The organism is Actinomadura sp. J1-007 (assembly GCF_009793335.1).
GTDB lineage: Bacteria > Actinomycetota > Actinomycetes > Streptosporangiales > Streptosporangiaceae > Spirillospora > Spirillospora yumaensis.
Map to the genome: position 1 here is coordinate 6,949,916 of NZ_WING01000001.1, position 17,462 is coordinate 6,967,377.

At 75.0% G+C, this 17,462-nt stretch carries 18 protein-coding genes; 7 read left to right on the forward strand and 11 right to left on the reverse strand.

Annotated features, from left to right (window positions below; translation table 11 throughout):
- Positions 1–117: 117 nt before the first annotated feature.
- The gene (locus GEV43_RS31560; protein ID WP_160823786.1) at positions 118–609 is read right to left on the reverse strand and encodes an STAS domain-containing protein; all 492 of its coding nucleotides are present in this window, start codon (positions 607–609) and stop codon (positions 118–120) included.
- A gap of 513 nt (positions 610–1,122) precedes the next feature.
- On the opposite strand from GEV43_RS31560, the gene GEV43_RS31565 reads away from it, so the two are divergent.
- Complete coding sequence (locus tag GEV43_RS31565; RefSeq protein WP_160823787.1) at positions 1,123–1,722, forward strand: papain-like cysteine protease family protein; 600 nt, start codon at positions 1,123–1,125, stop codon at positions 1,720–1,722.
- A 14-nt stretch (positions 1,723–1,736) separates the two neighbouring features.
- Positions 1,737–2,585, forward strand: a complete 849-nt coding sequence (locus GEV43_RS31570; protein ID WP_160823788.1) for a hypothetical protein — start codon at positions 1,737–1,739, stop codon at positions 2,583–2,585.
- A 73-nt stretch (positions 2,586–2,658) separates the two neighbouring features.
- On the opposite strand, the gene GEV43_RS31575 is transcribed toward GEV43_RS31570, so the two are convergent.
- Positions 2,659–3,654, reverse strand: a complete 996-nt coding sequence (locus GEV43_RS31575) for a LysR family transcriptional regulator (protein ID WP_160823789.1) — start codon at positions 3,652–3,654, stop codon at positions 2,659–2,661.
- Between the two features lie 216 nt (positions 3,655–3,870).
- A complete protein-coding gene (locus tag GEV43_RS31580; protein WP_160823790.1) occupies positions 3,871–4,908 on the reverse strand; it encodes a DUF11 domain-containing protein in 1,038 nt (345 codons plus the stop codon).
- A 275-nt stretch (positions 4,909–5,183) separates the two neighbouring features.
- On the opposite strand from GEV43_RS31580, the gene GEV43_RS31585 reads away from it, so the two are divergent.
- The 3 genes from GEV43_RS31585 to fxsT are packed head-to-tail and all read left to right on the forward strand — an operon-like array spanning position 5,184 to position 8,601.
- Positions 5,184–6,257, forward strand: a complete 1,074-nt coding sequence (locus tag GEV43_RS31585; protein ID WP_160823791.1) for a helix-turn-helix domain-containing protein — start codon at positions 5,184–5,186, stop codon at positions 6,255–6,257.
- Positions 6,257–6,418, forward strand: a complete 162-nt coding sequence (locus GEV43_RS31590) for a hypothetical protein (protein ID WP_160823792.1) — start codon at positions 6,257–6,259, stop codon at positions 6,416–6,418. Before GEV43_RS31585 ends, GEV43_RS31590 begins: the two co-directional genes overlap by 1 nt.
- Positions 6,415–8,601, forward strand: a complete 2,187-nt coding sequence (gene fxsT, locus GEV43_RS31595; protein WP_160823793.1) for an FxSxx-COOH system tetratricopeptide repeat protein — start codon at positions 6,415–6,417, stop codon at positions 8,599–8,601. The genes GEV43_RS31590 and fxsT overlap by 4 nt, the downstream gene beginning before the upstream one ends.
- A 20-nt stretch (positions 8,602–8,621) precedes the next feature.
- Here the strand turns inward: fxsT and GEV43_RS31600 are convergent, their stop codons facing one another.
- The 3 genes from GEV43_RS31600 to GEV43_RS47030 all read right to left on the reverse strand — a co-directional run bounded on the left by GEV43_RS31600 (position 8,622) and on the right by GEV43_RS47030 (position 10,286).
- On the reverse strand, positions 8,622–9,113 hold the full coding sequence (locus GEV43_RS31600; RefSeq protein ID WP_160823794.1) for a pyridoxamine 5'-phosphate oxidase family protein: 492 nt from the start codon (positions 9,111–9,113) through the stop codon (positions 8,622–8,624).
- 75 nt (positions 9,114–9,188) lie between these two features.
- Positions 9,189–9,989, reverse strand: coding sequence for a hypothetical protein (locus tag GEV43_RS31605; protein WP_160823795.1), 801 nt, complete (start codon positions 9,987–9,989; stop codon positions 9,189–9,191).
- Between the two features lie 132 nt (positions 9,990–10,121).
- Positions 10,122–10,286 carry a hypothetical protein gene (locus GEV43_RS47030; protein ID WP_164717219.1) on the reverse strand — a complete coding sequence of 55 codons (165 nt, stop codon included), beginning with the start codon at positions 10,284–10,286 and terminating at the stop codon, positions 10,122–10,124.
- A gap of 262 nt (positions 10,287–10,548) precedes the next feature.
- On the opposite strand from GEV43_RS47030, the gene GEV43_RS31610 reads away from it, so the two are divergent.
- Complete coding sequence (locus GEV43_RS31610) at positions 10,549–11,334, forward strand: FHA domain-containing protein (RefSeq protein ID WP_206681349.1); 786 nt, start codon at positions 10,549–10,551, stop codon at positions 11,332–11,334.
- Positions 11,335–11,376: 42 nt separating this feature from the next.
- Here GEV43_RS31610 and GEV43_RS31615 read toward each other — a convergent pair whose 3' ends face one another.
- Positions 11,377–13,260 (reverse strand): serine/threonine-protein kinase, encoded by a 1,884-nt coding sequence (locus GEV43_RS31615; RefSeq protein WP_160823796.1) that lies wholly within the window; start codon positions 13,258–13,260, stop codon positions 11,377–11,379.
- Between the two features lie 356 nt (positions 13,261–13,616).
- Positions 13,617–13,865: a hypothetical protein gene (locus GEV43_RS31620; protein WP_160823797.1), complete on the reverse strand. Its 249-nt coding sequence runs from the start codon at positions 13,863–13,865 to the stop codon at positions 13,617–13,619.
- A gap of 116 nt (positions 13,866–13,981) precedes the next feature.
- Between GEV43_RS31620 and GEV43_RS31625 the strand changes: the two genes are divergently transcribed.
- Positions 13,982–14,164 carry a hypothetical protein gene (locus GEV43_RS31625; protein ID WP_160823798.1) on the forward strand — a complete coding sequence of 61 codons (183 nt, stop codon included), beginning with the start codon at positions 13,982–13,984 and terminating at the stop codon, positions 14,162–14,164.
- A gap of 77 nt (positions 14,165–14,241) precedes the next feature.
- Here the strand turns inward: GEV43_RS31625 and GEV43_RS31630 are convergent, their stop codons facing one another.
- The 3 genes from GEV43_RS31630 to GEV43_RS31640 form a co-directional block, all read right to left on the reverse strand.
- Positions 14,242–15,084, reverse strand: coding sequence for a hypothetical protein (locus GEV43_RS31630; RefSeq protein ID WP_160823799.1), 843 nt, complete (start codon positions 15,082–15,084; stop codon positions 14,242–14,244).
- Positions 15,085–15,605: 521 nt separating this feature from the next.
- Positions 15,606–15,908, reverse strand: a complete 303-nt coding sequence (locus GEV43_RS31635; protein ID WP_160823800.1) for a YciI family protein — start codon at positions 15,906–15,908, stop codon at positions 15,606–15,608.
- Between the two features lie 68 nt (positions 15,909–15,976).
- The gene (locus GEV43_RS31640) at positions 15,977–16,843 is read right to left on the reverse strand and encodes a LysR family transcriptional regulator (protein ID WP_160823801.1); all 867 of its coding nucleotides are present in this window, start codon (positions 16,841–16,843) and stop codon (positions 15,977–15,979) included.
- Positions 16,844–17,462: the final 619 nt, after the last annotated feature.

The following is a 17,462-nucleotide window of genomic DNA, read 5'->3' on the forward strand; positions in this document are numbered from 1 at the left end:
CCCCTAGCGGTTCGGCGTCCCGACGAGCCTGAACGCCCGCGCTAAAGCGGACCTTGCCCGACGGGGCTCCGGCCAGGGCCCGCTCGCCTCGCGCGCCGCTTCGCGTGCCGCGACGGATCAGCCGGCCGCCGGACGGCCCCGGCGGTCCCGGTGCTCGCGCGCGTCGCGGCGGTCACGGGCGGTGGGGACGATGCTCAGCCGCTCGGAGGGCCGGGCGTCGGAATATAACGCGCGGACGGCCTCGGACAGGTCCGGGTGCACCCACTCGGCCTTCGCCAGGCCGGTCACGTCGAGGATCCGCTCGGCCAGGCCCGAGGCTCCCGCGACGGCGAAGCCCACGCCGAGATCCTCGGCGGCGCCGGCGGCCACGACGAACGACGACAGGCCGCTGGCGTCGCAGAACGCCAGCTCGGCCAGATGGACGATGACGCCCGCCTCGTCCCGGCGGGCGCCGGCGCCGTCCTCGCCGCCCGCGTGCTCGGCGGCCTCGCCCAGGAGCACGATGAGGCGGTCGGTCAGCGTGCGGCTGTTGGAGGCGTCGATCTCGCCCCCCAACGTCACCAGCACATGCCGGCCCAGCTTGGAGGTCTGCATCCGCAGAGGTGCCACGGCGTCCACCTCTTCACACCGTCCGGGGTCCGGGGACAGGGGCGCCAGGCCGGTCCTGGCGACCGCGAAGCTAGGACACGCACCCCGTGAGAGCGCTCTCACGAGATACCGTTCAGTAAATCGAACTCCCGCCCGAAACGCCAGAAGCCGGGCGGGTGGGTTCGCGTTCCCGCGACCGCCGCGCCGCCGGGCCCGACCGTCCGCGCCACGGTTCCAGCGGCGCGCGCCACGGTTCCACCGTTCCGCCGAGGACGGCCGGACCGTCCGAGGGCGTGACCGCCCGGCCGCGCCGGGACCGGTGCCCGCGCCCGGCGCCGCGCGCGGAACCCATTCACCGGATTTATGACCCGCTGACATTACCCGGCCGGTTCTCCCGGTGCCATGGTAATGGCGTTCCCCGCCTCTTGTTCGGATGCTCCCTTCCGGATTCCCCCCGGTCCCGGGGAGCAGCGAATTCCCTCCCCGCCAAGAGGCGTGCCTTCGGTGCCGACCGGGAGAAAAGGAAAGGGACGGATGAGACGGTGGTCACGATCCGATGAGGCGCGGCCGGCACGGTCGCGCCGTTACCGTGCGGGCGGCGTCGCCGCCGCGCTGACCGCCGCCACCTTCGCGGTGGCGCCCGGAACGGCCTTCGCCGGCGAGCTCGGCATCTCCCAGGAGGTGCAGCAGCAGAACCAGTGGTGCTGGGCCGCCAGCGGCCTGACGATCGCTAAATTCCTCGGTAAGGGAAACGTCAGCCAGAACGATTTCTGCAACCTCGCCCGCGGTTATCCGCAGGGTTCGCGCTGCCCGAACCAGGCCGGTTACCTGCAATGGGCGCAGCGGGCGTTCCAGCAGCTCGGGATCTCCCCGGGCCAGGTCACCGGACCGCTGTCGTTCCAGGCCATCAACACCGAGATCGACGGCCGGCGGCCGATCGAGACCGGCATCTACTGGACCGCGGGCGGCGGCCACGCGCAGGTCATCTACGGGTACGAGCCGAGCGGCCAGACCGTCGCGTACGGCGACCCGTGGCCGTCCAGCCCCCGCTACGGCGAGATGTCGTACCGGAGTTACGTGAACAACGGCCAGTTCCGCTGGGGCGAGGCGCTGTCCCAGGTCGGTGCACGGTGACGAGGAGACCCCCGATGACCAGTGAACGCACACGGCGCGGCGCCCGGCTGGCGGCCGGCTCCGCGGCGCTAGGGATCGGAGCCGCGCTGTTCGCCGGCTACGGCTCGGCCATGGCCGACGCGCCCCCGGCCCCCGCCCCGTCCGACGTCGCGGCGGCGCAGCGGGTGGCGGCGGACCGGCAGACGACCGAGAAGGTCGCCCGGTACTTCGTCCGCCTCGACCGGCACCGCGCGGGACAGTTCACCGCGGCGGGCGTCAGCAAGGCCGCCGCGGACGCCAAGGCGCCCACCCTCGACGGCCGGGTCCACCCCGTCTACTCGCTGAACCCCGCCTTCGTCCGCGGGTCGTACGGGAGCGCCGAGGTCGCGACGTTCGCCTACCTGGCGGTCGGCGCGCGGTCGGCGACCGGCCAGCAGGCGTCCCTGTGGCTGACCAAGGGCGCCCGGAACTGGGAGGTCACCAACATCATCTCCGGTACGGAGGAGACCGCCTACCCCGCCAAGGCGGGCACGGGCACGGTGTTCACCGAACCGCAGATCAACGCCTGGTACCGGCTCGACGGCGACCGGGTGACCGGGCTCAACGAGGCGGCGCGGACCTCGGTCGGCGCGCGCGGGACGACGCTCGCGTCGTACCAGGCCCTGGTGCACGCCCGCTACGCCGACAAGATGCCCGGCTCGAAGTACGTGCGCGAGGGCAGGCTCGGCGGCGTGACGCCGAACACCGGAGTCCGCACCGGCGACGGTGACGGCGGCGGCGTCCCGGGCATCGCCCTGATCGCCCTGGCCGGCGGCGGTCTGACGCTGGTGACCGGCGCCGCCGTGCGCCTCGGCCGCCGCGGCCGCGCGTCCGCGTCCGGCTGACCGTCCGACCGGTGCGTGCGGGCCCCGGTGCCCATCCGGGGCCCGCGTCCCGTCCCGCCCTCGCCCGCCGCCGTCATCCCTCCCCGGAGCGGGCGAGGGCGAGCGCGGGCAGGCCCGGGTGCGCGGCCGGATGCGCGTCCCACCACGCGGCGTACACGTCGTTGGACCGGACGAGCCCGAGGTAGATCCGGGTGAGGGAGTCGCGCAGCCGCAGCGCCACCGGGCGCGCCTCCGGCCGCCACATCAGGACGACCCGCTGCGCCAGCGGATCGCCGGTGAGCCTGCGGAACACGACCCCCTCGCGGGGCAGCGCCGTCGGCTGGTAGATGCCGACCGCCCTGCCGGTCCGCACGATCGAGGAGGAGATCTGCCAGTCGCCCGACCAGAAGCGCACCCGCGGCTGGAACCCCGCGCCGCGGCACACCTCGCGGAAGTACGCGGGGAACGGCCCGTCGTCGGCAGGGTCGTCGACCCAGTCGCGGTCGGCCAGGTCGGCGAGGTCCACGGTGCTCCTGGCGGCGAGCGGGTCGCGGGACGACATCCCGACGAACAGCGGCTCGCGGTCGATCAGGACGCACCGTTCGACGCCGGCGGGCTCCTCGGCGGCGTGCCCCACCGGCTCCTGGACGAAGCCCACGTCGAGCGCGCCGGACGCCAGCAGCGGCGGGATCCGCCCGGCGCCCTGGTCCACCCGCAACTGGATCTGCGTCTCGGGGGCGAGCGTGCCGAGGTGCTCGCCGAGGAGGGTCAGCGCCGGGCACGCCTGCGCGCCCAGCCTCAGCAGGGGACGGGCCGCGCCGCCGGCGCGGCTCCCGGCGAGGGTGGTGTTGAGGTCGTCGATGCACGCGAGCACCGCGCCAGCCCGCGTGGCGACCTCGGCGCCGATGGGCGTGAGCGCCACGCCGGAGGGGGAGCGGACGAACAGCCGCACGCCGAGGTGCTTCTCGACCCGGCGGAGCATCGTGCTGACCGCGGGCTGGGTGAGGTCGAGCCGCGCCGCCGCCTTGCCGATGCTGCCGGTCTCCGAGACGGCCACGATCATCCGGAGGTGCTGGGGACCCAGATCCATACGGACTCCCGATCAGGTTCCTGATCCCCCGAGACGCCCATATGTTAACTCTCTTTCCAGATACCGACGAGTCCCCAGGTCCGGCGGGGTGCGCGCCCCCGATCCGGAGACGAACGCTCCCGGCCGGAGCGTTCTCCGGCCGGGAGCGGACATCGGCTTCGCGGGCTTCGCGCGCGGACGCCGGGTGTGCTCGGCGCGTGCGGTCGGCGCGTGCGGTCAGCGGGTGCGCCGGCGCAGCCTGCGGGTCAGCAGGAGCGCGACCGCGCCGACGGCGATGGCCGCGACCGCCATCGCGGCGGGCCACATGACGGTGCCGCCCGTGTGCGGCAGGACCCCGTTCCGCTCGCAGCCGTCGGACGCCTTGCCGCTCTTGCCTCCGGGCTGATGCTCGCAGCCGCCGCACTTGCCGTCGCTCGACGCGTCGTTCGACCCGCCGGAACCGCCGCCCGACCCGTTCGGCGGGCAGACGCAGTTCGACGCGCCGCCACCGCCGCCGGACCCGCCGGACGGGCAGCCGCACGCGCCTGAACCGCCGCCCGAACCGCTGGCGGAACCGCCGCCCGACGCGTTGGGCGGGCAGACGCAGTTGGACGTGCCCGGGTCCGATCCGTTCTGCGCCGGGGTCTCGTCCGGGCCGCACCGGCGCGGCGCCTGCGGGCGGGGCGCCTGCTGGGGCGGCGCGGCGGGCTGGTGTGTGGCGGGCACGTGCGAGGAGTGCGAGACGTGGTGCTTCTCCGGCGCGGCGGAGTGGTGCGGGTGCGCACCGGCCGGCGCCGGCCGTACGGGAGCCGGATGCGAACGCACCGGGTGCTTCGGACGGTCCACGACGACGGCGGCCCGCGCGGCGGCCCGGCGGTGCGCGTAGCGCAGGACGGCCGTGTTGACCAGGTGCTTGCCCGGACGGGCCGACGCGTCCACCCGGGCCCGGACCGCGACGGTGCGGGACGAGCGGTAGGGCACGCTCCGCCACCGGCACACCACGCGGCCGGCCTGGGCGCGGCACCCCCTGCCCTTCACGGAGGTGAGCTTCAGCCCCTTCGGCATCGCGTCGCTGAGCCGTACGCCGAACGCGGGAACCATCCCGACATTGCGCACGGTGATGGTGAAGGCGGCCGTCCCTTTCGGTCTCGCCTTCGGCGTGGACGTCTTCTTGGACAGTGCCAGGCGCGGCGGCGTGGGCGGTCCGTCCGCGGGCAGGGTCGCCGCGATCGCCGGCCCGCAGGTCAGCATCGCGGCCGTGAACATGGCGGCCATCGCCGCGGCGGAAGAGTGGAGCCGAGGAGAACGCAACGGGAACCCAATCGAGATCGTTCGTCGGAGGCCGGAGCCCTACAGGAGTGCTACGCACGGTAATCATGCTGGTCCGGCGAGTGATCCTCAACGAGGCGCGCGGGCCGTTCGGCACACCCGGAACCGGCCCCGGCGCCCGTCGCGGACGTGGCGAACGGGGCAGACCTCCGCGTGTCCCGTGCCCGATGATGTGGATACCGGACCGCCGCCGAGGGCGCGGTGACGGACCTGGAGGCGACATGGCGGGTGAGGGCGGAGCCGGATGGGGGCCGTTGCGCGGCGAGTTCGCGGAGATGCGGTATCTCGCGGCGGAGCTTCGCAGCCTCGCCGACCGGCACGGGCGGTCCCCGGCGGCGCTGGAGGCGCTGCTGCCGTACTCGCGCTCGACGCTGGCCGAGCGGCTCAGCGGCGCGTCGCGCCCGAGCTGGGGGTTCGTGGAACGCCTGGTGGAGATCTGCGCCGGCGCCGCGCCCGACGCCCGCGACGCGGCGCTGGCCAGGCTGCGGGCGCTGTGGGAGGCGGCCGATCCGGCCCGGGGCGGCCCGGGGACGGCGATCGTCCCCGAGCGGGGCGGCGGCGCCGAGCTCGTCGCGAGCCTCGGCGAGGCCGCCGAGGCGCGGCGGCACACGGCGGGCGTGGACCTCGCGCTCACCACCAACACCAAGTACCTCGCGGGGCTGAGCGCCGCCCTCGTCCAGCTCAACGAGATCGTCATGCGGCTCACCGGGGAGCGCGACGCGCTGCAACGGCGGATCGCCGAGCAGGCGATGGGCCGGGCGATGCGGCAGGCGCGGCTCACCGAGCAGGAGCTGGAGGACACGCAGCGGCGCCTGGAGGAGGCGGTCGGCGCGCAGAGCGAGACCCAGGACCTGCTGGCCGAGGCGATGCGGCAGCGCGCCGAGGCGCAGCGGCTCAAGGACGCGGCGTTCGAACGGCTGGAGACCGCGATGCGCCGCATCGCCGACCTCGACGGCATGGCCGCCGCCGCGCAGGCCGCACGTCCGGACGCCCCGGCCGCGACGGGCGAGGTCCGGCTCGTCGTGGACGAGGACCTCAGCGGCGTGGACGAGCTGCTCCGGCGGGCCGGTGAGGCGCTTCACCGGGAGGCCGACAACCTGGAGCACCTCGGCTCCGCGGCCCTGTCCGGCGAGGGCATCACCGCGGACGGGAGCGCCCGGCCGGCGCGGCGGCCCGCGCCGGTGCGGACGCCGCAGGCGTGGCGCAGCGTCCCTCCGCGCAACCGCCGCTTCACCGGACGCGAGTCGGTGCTCGCCGAGCTGCGCGCGGGGGCGGGGGCGGCACGGTCCAGGTGATGACCGGCATCACGGGCGTGGGCAAGACGCAGATCGCGGTCGAGTACGCCCACCGGTACCAGGGCGAGTACGACGCCGTCTGGTGGATCCCCGCCGACCAGCCCGTTCTGGTCCGGTCGTCGCTCGCGGCGCTGGCGCCCGACCTGGGCCTGCCCCCGTGAGCGCGACGGGCATCGAGGACTCGGCGCGGGATGTGCTGAACGCGCTGCGCCTCGGCGAGCCGTTCTCCCGGTGGCTGGTGGTCTTCGACAACGCCCACGACCCGCAGGACCTCGTCGGCGCGCTGCCCTCCGGCCCCGGCGACGTCCTGGTCACGAGCCAGGACCCGACCTGGCGCAAGATCGTCGATCCGGTGGCCGTGGACGTCTTCACCCGGGCGGAGAGCGTGGACTTCCTCCGCGCGCGCGTGCCGAGGAACGTGCTCGGCCCCGCGGACGCGGACCTGCTCGCGGGGACGCTCGGCGACCTCCCGCTCGCGCTGGAGCAGATGGCCGCGCTGATGGCGGAGACGGGGATGGAGCTCGACCAGGCCCTCGGGCTGCTCGGCGAACGTCCGCACTCGGTGCTCGAGGAGGGGAAGCCGACCGAGTACCCGCTCCCACTGACCGCGGCGGTGCAGTTGTCGTTCATGAACCTCGCCGCGAAGACGCCGGACGCGGCGGTGCTCCTCCGGAGCCTCGCCTTCTTCGGGGCCGCACCGATCCCGATCGACATGTTCGACGCGCGCGGGTGGCTCTCGGCGGAGCTCTCCGCGGCGCTCGCCGACCGCATCCAGCTCAGCGCGTCGATCAGGTGGATCGTCGGCTTCGGTCTCGCCCGGCTCGACCCCGCCGACCGCACGCTCCAGGTGCACCCGCTGACGCAGGCGATCGTCCGCGAGAACCTGGACGAGCAGGAGCGGGAGCAGCGACGGCACGACGCGCACCTGCTGCTGGTCGCGTACGCGTCATCGGACCGGGACCCGCTGGAGGGCGGGCGGCGCGCGGTGGCGCTCCTCCCGCACCTGCTCGCCTCGGGCGCCGTGGACTGCCAGGCGCCGGAGGCCCGCGCGTACGTCCTCGCGACGGCCCGCCACCTGCGCGCGCGGGGCGACTTCCGGACGGCCGCCGACCTGCTGGAGGGCTTCGTCGACGAGTGGCGCGACCGGCTCGGCCCCAACGACCCGGACCACCTGGCCGCGGGCTCCGAGTACGCCGAGGTCCTGCGCAGGCTCGGGTTGTTCGACGCCGCCCACACCCGGGCCGAGAAGACGCTGGGAGGCACCGAACTGCCAGGCTCCGACGCGTTCACCATCGGACTGCTGGGCGCCGGCTCCGCGCGCTCCCGCGACGTCGCCGACTACACGCGCGCGGCGGAACGGGACGCCGACCGGCTGGCGCGGGCGGTCGCGGCCTTCGGGAAGGACGACCCGCTGACCCGCCAGGTGTCCCTGGAACTGGCGCTCGACGTCTGCCTCGCGGGCGACCACGCCAGGGCGGCGCGGCTGTACGGGGAGGCCGTGCGGATGGAGGCCGACCTGGACACCGCCGACGTGTTCCGGCTCATGGCCGCGCGGTTCGGCGTGGTGCGCACGGCGCGGCTCCTCGGCGACTTCGCGACCGCCTTCGACGCCGGCGAGGACGCGCGCGTCCGGGCCACCGGCCTGTTCGGCCCGGACCATCCGCTGGTGCTGGGCCTGAGCCTGGAGCTCTCCGTCGCGCTGCGCGGCCTCGGCCGGGGCCCGGAGGCGCTGAAGGCCGTCCGCGACGCCCACGCGCGCAGCCTGCGCCGCTGGGGTTCCGAGCAGCCCGAGACGCTGGCCCTCGCCGCCGCCCTCGTGAACGCGCTGGGCGTGAACGGCGAGACCTTCGAGGCGATGAGGCTCGCGCAGGAGGCGGTGCCCGCGCACGACATCGTCTACGGGCCGGACCACCCGTACGCGCACGCGTTCCGGAGCGACCTCGCCGTGCTGCACCGCGCGGCCGGCGAGCCCGAGGCGGCGCTCGCTCTCGCCGCGCACGCGCTGGACGGGCTGGAGCGGCGGCTCGGCGGGGCCCATCCCGCCACGTTCGCCGCGGCGATCGGGCACGACGGCGCGCTCGCCGCGCGGGGCCGCGCCGACGAGGCGTGCGAACGCGGCCGCGCCCTGCTCGACGAGCTGGCCCCGCGGTTCGGCGCGGACCATCCGCTGGCCCTGGCGTGCGCCGCGAACCTGGCCCTCGACCTCTCCGCGCTCGGCCGGCACGAGGAGGCGGAGGCCGTGCGGGACGCCGCCGCCCCCGCCTACGCCCTCCGGCTCGGCTACGCCGACGCCGTGGCCTACGCCGCCGGCCGCCGCGTCGAAACCCTCATCGACCTCCCCTGACCCGGCCGGGACCCTGGGGGTCAGGCGTGTTCGAAGCGGCGGACGTCCTGGCCGGGACGCCACAGGAGGATGGTCATGGCCTTGCCCTCCACCCGGGTGAGGACGGCCTCCTCGATGTCGGCCTTGAAGAAGTGCGAGTCGCGGAACGAGTCGGGGTCGAGCCCGCGCGCGTCCAGCATCGCGGCGATCTCGGCGGGGTCGGTCGCCGCGACCGCCCGGCCGGACACCTTGGCGTCGCCCGGCGCCGCGGCCGGGTCGTCGGCGCTGAGGATCAGCGGCGGCCCGTGCAGCGCGAACCGCGGGTCGCGCCGCAGGTCGGCGGCCTTCCGCGCCCCCGGCATCGACCCGAACCACAGGTCGCCGCCGATGAAGTACGCCTCGATGCCGCTGACCCGCGGCGAGCCGTCCTCGCGCAGCGTCGCCAGCGTCTTGTGCTTGTGCGCCTCGAACGCCTCCCGGACCCGTTCCGCGAACTCCGGCGCCGAATCGGCGACCTCTCGCCACGTGCTCATGGGCTCCCCCCGACCGTCGCTCACCGAAGTCCCCACCCTGGCATCCGGGTCCGACACTCCGAGCGCGCCGCCCGGCTACTCGCGCTTCCGCGCCGGGGGAGCGGCGGGCTCGTCGGGACGCGGCTGGGACGGGCGTCCGGCGATCAGGTCCTCGATCGACCGGGCGAGCTGCGCGACGGGCTGGTGCAGGCGCCTCTCGCGGGCCGCGGAGCGGCGGAGCTTGCGCGAGCCCTCGCGGTAGCGCCAGCGGGCCCAGGGCGATCCCGGACGGGCGAGGCGGACCGCGCCGACGAACGAGAACACGCTGACGAAGATGCCGATCAGCCCCGTCCACACCTTCCCCTTCAGCAGGGTGATCACCGCCATGGACAGGTTGAACAGCAGCGTGACGGCGATCGCCCACGCGCCGCGCGCGAAGTCGTCGGCCTGGTCCTCGCTGACGGCGGCCATGCCGAGCGGCCGCAGGCCGAGCAGCGCCAGCCCGCACAGGGCGACGGCCACGAACACCACCTGGACCGACAGCCGGCCCTGCTGCGTCCAGTACACGTCGTCCAGGTGCAGGACGAGGGCGAACTCGTCCAGGACCAGTGCCGTCCCGGCGCCGAACACCGCGGCGAGGGCCGCCGCGGCGGCCGAGGTGGAGTCGCTCACCATCAGGCCGCCGACGCCGCCGACGCACATGAACACCAGCCCGAAGACCACGTGGTGGATGTGGTGGCCGCCGGGCGTGACGTTGCCCGGCCACCAGCGGGCCCGCCGCCGGATCATGCGGACGCTGAACCGGATGAACAGGAACGCCAGGATGAACGCGACCAGGAAGAACAGCATCCGCAGCCGGCCGCCGTCGACGATCTCCCGCGAGAACCATGCGCCCATGACCGGGGTCGTCCCCGCCTGGACGCCGCGCCGCCGGGATCCGCCCAAAACTGGCCGCCTCTTTGCCGGCGGTTGGGACGCCCTCGGCGGTCTCGGCCGGAGGAGGCCGCCGGGGGGCGTCCGGGGCGGGCCTCAGGAGCGGTCGCCGCGGAGGAGGAAGAGGCCCGCGGCCGAGCCGATGGCGAAGACGCCGGTGACGACGCTGATCACGATCTGCGTCGCGCCGTCGAACGCGTAGCTCGTCGAGACGTTCACGGCGATCGCGACGGCGAGCACGAACCAGAGCACGGGCTTCATCAGGGGGTCCTTCCAGGGAGAACGACTGCGCTTGACCTGTGATCGACTCTTCCACCGCGGGACCGTCCGCCGGATGAGCGCACACTCCCGAACCTGTGGTGTAGCCAGCTACACCGGGCGGCGGACCCGCGCCCCCGGGGGCCGGGCAGGCGGGAGCGCGGCGAGCCTCGACGGCCGCCCGCGCGTCTTCTCCGGGCTCGGGACCCCTCCCGTGCGGCGGCGGCTACCGTGGCCACGGAGGAGCTCAGAAAGGATCGGCGACATGACGATGCGGAGCCCGGTCGGCAAGGTCGACATCCTTCCGAAGGAGATGGGGAGCCTGACCACGGAACTCCCGCCCGCCGAGCCGGGCACGCTCTTCGTCATGGGGACGAACGGCGGGATGTGCGTCTCGCCCGACGCCGGGTTCGACGTGGTGTTCGGGCGCTGCGAGCCGGACGTCCACGTCTGCGTCGGCGCGAACGACCCGCACGTCAGCCGCCGGCACGGCTACATCACCCGCGAGCGGACGCGGTGGGTGCTGCACAACGTCGGCAGGCTGGCCATCCGGTTCCCCGGCTCGCGGCTGGTGCTCGGCGGGCACCGGGCGGAGCTGCCGGTGGCGTACACGCCGCTGTTCATCGTCGCGCCGCGGCAGGAGCACCTGCTCGAAGTGCGGATCGCCGCCCGCGCGCCGGCCCCGCGGCCCCGCGACATGTACGAGGTCGACACCCACAACCCCGACGAGTGGGAGCTGAGCCCCACCGAACGGCTCGTCCTGGTGTGCCTCGGCCAGCGCTACCTGCGGCAGGAGCCGTCGCCGCAGCCGCTCACCTGGGCGCAGGCCGCCGACGAGCTCGCACGGCTGCGGCCGGGGGAGCGGTGGAGCGCGAAACGGGCCGCCCGCGTCGTCACCGAGGTGCGCAAGCGCCTCAGCACCAAGGTGGACGGGCTCCTGGAGGAGGAGATCCCGCCGCCGCTCGGCAACACCCTCAACCACAACCTCATCACCGAACTGCTGCTGACCGCCACGCTCGTCACCACGGACCTGACCCTGCTGAACCCATGAGAGTCCCGGCTCGCGCGGCGGGCGTGCGGACCGGGGATGCGGTCAGGGACGGGGAAGGGCGCCGGCGGCCGAGTTCGCCAGGCGCGTCGCCATCGAGCACTGGGTGCGGGTCTCGGCGGAGCCCTGGACGACGAGGAACAGCATCTCGATCGCGTCCTCGCCGTTCTGGTCGGCGTACGAGCGGTGGACGACGCGGACCAGGCACGTCCCGTCGCCCTCGCCGTCCGGTTGGACGAAGGCGCGGCGGCCGCCCAGGCGCGTCGGGCGGCCGTCCGCCGCGCCGAGGGGCTGCCCGCGGTCGAAACGCAGCTTCACCTGGAGGTCCCTGGTGGTGCTGTGCCACTGGCAGTCCCACCCCCCGAACCCGATGTCAGGGTCGCTCGCGTCGATGCCCGGAACGACGTCGAGCGCGCGGGCGCCGAGCAGCGCGCAGGCGTCCTGGTGGGCCAGCGAGCGCGCCGGGAGCGGCGGGGTCCTGCGGGGGAGCGGCCCGCGGTCCAGCACCCGGGCGGCGCCGTCGGCCGCCGTGTCGGCGATCGCGCACAGCGGCGCGGGCCCCTTCTCGGTCTGCCTCGCGGTGACCGTGACGTTCGTCGCGCCGTCGGGGGCGGGCAGCAGGAGCGTGCGCTCGCACTCGTCGTCCTCGGGACGCTCGGCGACGAGCCGGATCCGGCCCACGGTCCTCGCCACGACCGCCTGCTCGGGGCCCGGCCCGCTGTTGAGGTTCACCTTGACGTCCACGACGTTCTCGTCGCCCGAGGAGACGATCACGTCGCACCGGTCGAAGTTGCCGTAGTCCCTGTCGAGCTCGGTCTCGCCGTACCTGCCGAACGCCTCGGCGGAGACCAGCGCGCAGGGCTCGGCGGTGCGCGGATCGCCGATGACGGACGCGGGTCTCGCGGGGGACGGGTCCTTGTCCTCGCCCTCCGCGAGGAACGGCGTGAACGGCAGCGCGGCGACGAGGGCGGCGACGGCCGCTCCCGCGAGGAGGAGGCGCGGGCGGTGCGTCGCGAACGCCGCCACGGCCGCCCACGTCAGGCCGCGCGGCCGTTCCTCCGGTTTGGACCGCGTGTCCTCCTCCGTCACGGTGACGACGGCGTGGACGGGCAGCTCCGGTTCCGCCGTGCCCGCCACCGCGTCCAGCAGCCTGGCCGCTTCGGCGGCATCGGGCCGGTCCGCCGGGTCGGGCCGCGACAACGCTTCCAGGACCTCGTCCAGCGGCCCCGCCTCGGCGGGCGGCTCGTCCGCGCCCGGCTCGTCCGCGCCCTGGCGGGGCGGGCCCGGCTCGTCCGCGCCCTGGTGGGGCGGGCCTCCCATGACCAGCGCTCGGACGGTCGCGCCTAGGGAGAACACGTCCGACGCGGGCTCGGGCCGTCCGCGGACGACCTCGGGGGCGGCGAAGGCCGGGGTGTGGCTGACGGCGCCGTTCGACGTGACCGTCTCCCGGCCGCCGAACCGGTACGCGGCGCCGAAGTCGGTCAGCTTGGCGGTCCCGTTCTCGGTGACGACGATGTTGCCCGGCTTGATGTCGCAGTGCACGATGCCCGCGGCGTGGAGGGCCGCGAGCGCGCCCGCGATCTGCGCGCCGATGCGCGCCGCGACCTCCGGCGACACCGCCGGCCAGCTCTCCAGGCTCCCGCCGGGCACGTACTCCATGACCAGCCAGGACGTGCTGCGCCCGCGCGCCCGCACGCGGACGGCGTCGTACAGGGTCACCACGTGCGGGTGGCTGAACCGCGCCAGCGCCCGCGCCTCGGCCCGCAGCCGGTCGAACGCGGTGGTGCTGTCGTCCCCGAGCAGGGCCCGTTTCAGCGCGACGCGCCTGCCGAGCTCCCGGTCGTCGGCCAGCCACACCTCGCCCGTTCCCCCGCGGAGGGGCCCTTTGACCAACCGGAACCGTCCAGCGATCTCCGCTCCCAAGCGCACCGCGACTCCTCTCACCCGGGAACGCCCACAGCCACGCGTGATCGAACCTACTGCGTGACAGACCGGACACACGCCGTTTCTCCGACACCGGCCGCCACTGGTCGCGCACGAGGCGTTCCCCGCCGCACGGGACGGGCGCGCCGTACGGCCGAAACCGCGTTTGCGGGCCTGTCGGTCCAATGGTGCGCGCGATCGTCCGTCAGGACCGTGACCTCCAACGCGAAAGTCGGCTGGAATGCGCGTTCAATTCGATCCTTGGAACAGCGGCGCGCTCGGGGAGGGGCGCCTGAGCCGGACGGAGCACCCGGGGACGCGTGCGGCTGGGCCGGGCGCTGGGCCGAGGGGGCCGTGCGGTTCTACGGTCGGCCGGTGTTCAGGCGGGCCGCGGTGCGGCGGGCGAACTCGCCCGCCAGGGCGCGGGCCAGGGCGTCGTCGAAACGGGGGTGCCGCTCCAGGAACTGGAGCGCCTCGGCGAGCTCGTCGGTGGTCAGCCGGCCGACCGGCTTTCCCGACCAGGCGCCGCGGCGGGCGCCCGCGGAACGGTCCTGGCCGGCGTCCGGCGCCGGGCGAGCGTGCCGCGCCCGGCTCGGTTGCGTCTGCTCCACCTCGTGCTCCCTTTCCTCACATCGGCGCACCGGTCTGTCGGCGCGCCGTCCGCAGCTCGTCGCCGGCCGCCGCACATGTGCTGGATTCCCGTTCGCTTTCCAAATACAGTGGCCGAGTGCATTGGTGGAATCAGCAGGCTTTCGATGGAGCCGCGGAGGCCCAGGCGGCGGATCCGTCTCCGGGAAATCTGATGGCCGCGGCCCAGGTTCAGGCGCTCATCTCGATCGCCGAGGCGCTGCACCGCATCGCCGCCGTCGTCGAAGACCGGGACAGACAGGACGCGTTCACGGGGGACTGATCGGACCGGCCATGGAATACCGCTGCGCGGGGAAATGCACGGCGGTATTCCATGGCCGTTCGCCGTTCTCAGAGTTCTCAGACCTCGCTGAACGACTTGCGCTCCGACCTGGCGCCGTTCGACGGCGCGAGCCGGGAGGTCCGGGCGGCGGGCGGGCGCAGGGTGCCCGCACCGTTCTCGGCGGGGTGCTCCCCGTTGGACGCCACGGGAGCGAGCTTCTCCTCCAGCGCCGGTTCGGCACGGGACGCGTCGGAGCCGTCGGCGTCCGCGTCGCGCGGGGGCCGGGCGGGACGGTCCCGCAGGCGGCCGGCCGCCTGCCGGAGCGCGTGCTCGCCCACCAGGCGGGTCAGCTCCAGGCCCCAGCAGTCCAGCTTGTCGGCGTCGGTGAGGTCGTCGCGCTGCTGGAGCTCAGCGGCGAGCCCGCCGAGCCGCTGGGCCTCCGCCAGGTCGAACTCGCGCATCAGGTGGCAGCAGAGCTCGGCCAGGGCGGCGTGGTCCCGTTCGAAGGAGAGCCCGGCCAGGTCGTTGCGCGACAGCCTGCTGAGCGCCCGTTTCCGCTTCAGGTCGCGGTCGGCGACGCGCAGCAGGCCGTTGAGGACCGTGATGGGCCCCATGCCGGTCCGCTGGCCCTGCGCCGGGGTGAGCGACAGGCGGAGGGCGACCGCCGAGCCGAGCCCGGCCGCCATGACGCGCGCGACCGCCAGGCTCGTGGACGACGTCGCGTCCGGCAGCCCGAACCGCCAGCCCGCCGCCGTCACCGCGAACAGGAAGATGACCGACGCGCTGGTGTTGATGAAGACGTAGAGCAGGCCGCCGGGCGACAGCAGCGCCGCGACGGGCCTGTCCCGGTAGCGCGCGACGAGCTCCGCGCTGCCGATCCCGCCGCCGAGCAGGGCGGCCAGGAGCATCTCGATGACCACGGGTCCGCCTTCCTAAGCGCTTCGGGTGTTCGGGCGGGCGGCGGGGCGCTCGTCGGCGCCGCTCCGCCTGGGCAGCAGGGTCGGGCGCTGCCGGGCGGGGACCTCGGCGCCCTCGCAGCGGAGGAATTCCAGGAGCCATTCCGCGGGGCCCGTCGCGAGCCCGGTGCGGATCTGAACGGACTGGTCCCGTCCATGGAGGAATGTCAGCATCCACCCGGCGGGGCTGCACGCCGCGGTGGTTCGAATTTGTGACTGCATGAGAAATAGGGTTCCGTGCGGGCGTCCCGAAGTCGACCAGCCATACGGCGGGCCTTTCAGATTGGCCGCAATATGTCCGGCACTTTTCTGGGGATCTACCGAAGGGCGGCCTTCGATCTCCCGCAGACCGGCACCTCCCGGCTATAGCGTCCAGACCGCGTGCCGGGGCCGCATGTCGGTGCGATGGCCGCGCATATGCCCACATCCGCCCGCCGGAATTCCCGCGCGCCGCGTTCGCCGCCGCCTTTCGCGGACGCGGGATTTCAGGCGTCCTCGGCGGCGGGCACGGGAAGGCCGGGGAGCGCCGACCGGGTCGGGCGGACCTCGATGATCTCGTACGTGACGGCGCCCGAACGGTGGAACGGGTCCTCGGCGGCGATCCGTTCGACGCGCTCGCGGTCGGTGCCCGAGGCGAGGAAGACGCCCCCGGTGCGCGGGACGCGGCGTCCCGCCAGCAGGAACGTCCCGTCGGCGAGGTACCGGTCGACGAACGCGTAATGCTCGGGGACCAGCCGGTCGATGGCGTCCAGCGAGCCGGGCGCGTAGTGCAGCAGCAGGATGAACATGCGGGCAGTCAACGCCGCGGCCGTCCGCGCCGTCCACGAGGCGACGCCTTCATCGCGTGAGGGGACGCCTAACGCGCCAGGTGGCGGGCCAGTCCGGGCAGCAGCGGGTGGGGCGCGTCACCCGGCCGCGCGAGCCCGTACCGCAGCCGCGGCGCGCCTTCGGCGGTCAGCGGCCGCCAGGCCAGGCCCGGTTCGCCCGCCGCGTCCCAGCGCGGGCGCAGCGCGACGACGGGGTCCCCGGAGGCCAGCTCGGCGCGGGTGATCGCCCGGCGGGCGGTGGCGGTGCGGAGCGCGGGCCGCCACCCGGCCGCGCGGCAGGCGGCGAGGACCGCGTCGTGGTAGCCGGACGCCAGCTCGCGGGGGAACCACAGCAGCTCCTGGCCCTCCAGGTCGGCCCAGCCGATCCCGTCCAGGGCGGCGAGCGGGTGGCCGCGGGTCATCAGCACGCCGAGCGGCTCGTCCCGAACGGTCCGGACGTCCAGGCCGGTGCCGTCCACCGGCAGCGCGAGGACGCCGAAGTCCAGCCCGCCGGCGCGCAGCCGGGGGAGCTGCCCGTCGGTGGCGACGTCCTCGAAGACCACCTCGGCGCCGAGGTCGCGGGCGGCCGTCCGCAGCCGTTCCGGCAGGTCGGGCGGTACCCCGGGCGGGACGCCGACCGTGAGCGGGCGTACGTCCACCACCGCGGAGGCGACGGCGCGCGCGCCCCGTTCGGCGGCGGCCAGCGCCGCGCGGGCCTCCGGCAGGAGCGCCTCCCCGGCGGCGGTCAGCGCCATCCCGGCGGCGGAGCGTTCGAAGAGCGGCGCGCCGAGCTCCCGTTCCAGGCTGCGGATCTGCTGGCTGAGGGACGGGGAGCGCAGGCCCAGCCACTCGGCCGCGCGCGTGAGGTTGCCCTCGTCCGCGACCGCGCAGAAGTACCTGAGCTGCCGAAACTCCACCCAACGAGCCTACGCGGCACCAGACGCCCCACACGAGCCGGTCCCCGCCCGGACGAGCCGGGCTCCGTCCGTACGAGCTGGGCCCCGCCCGTACGCGCGGGGCGCCGTCCGTACGAGCCGGGTCCCGTCCGTACGGGCCGGGTGCCGTCCGTACGAGCCGGGCCCCGCCAGTAGCGCGGGCGCCGTCCGTGCGAGCCGGGCCCCGCCCGCACGCGCGGGGCGCCGCCAGTACGAGCCGGGCCCCGCCAGTACGGGCCGGACCCCGTCCGTACGAGCCGGGCCCTGCCCGCACGAGCCGAACCCGTCCGTACGAGCCGGACCCCGTCCGCACGAATCGGGCCCTGTCCGGACGAGCCGGACCTCGCCCGTACGCGCGGGCGCCGTCCGTACGAGCCGGACCCCGTCCGCACGAGCCGGGCGTCGTCCGCTCGCGCGGGGCGTCGCCCGTACGCGCGGGCCCCGCCCGTACGAGCCGGGCCCCGCCGGTACACGCGGGCCCCGTCCGTACGCGCGGGGTGCCGGTTTCGGGTCCGGGGGGGGGCTGCCCGGTGGGGACGGGTGGAGCCCGGTTTGGTCATGTGGGGGCCAATTTGTGCTTTTCTCCGGTGTGTGGGTGGCG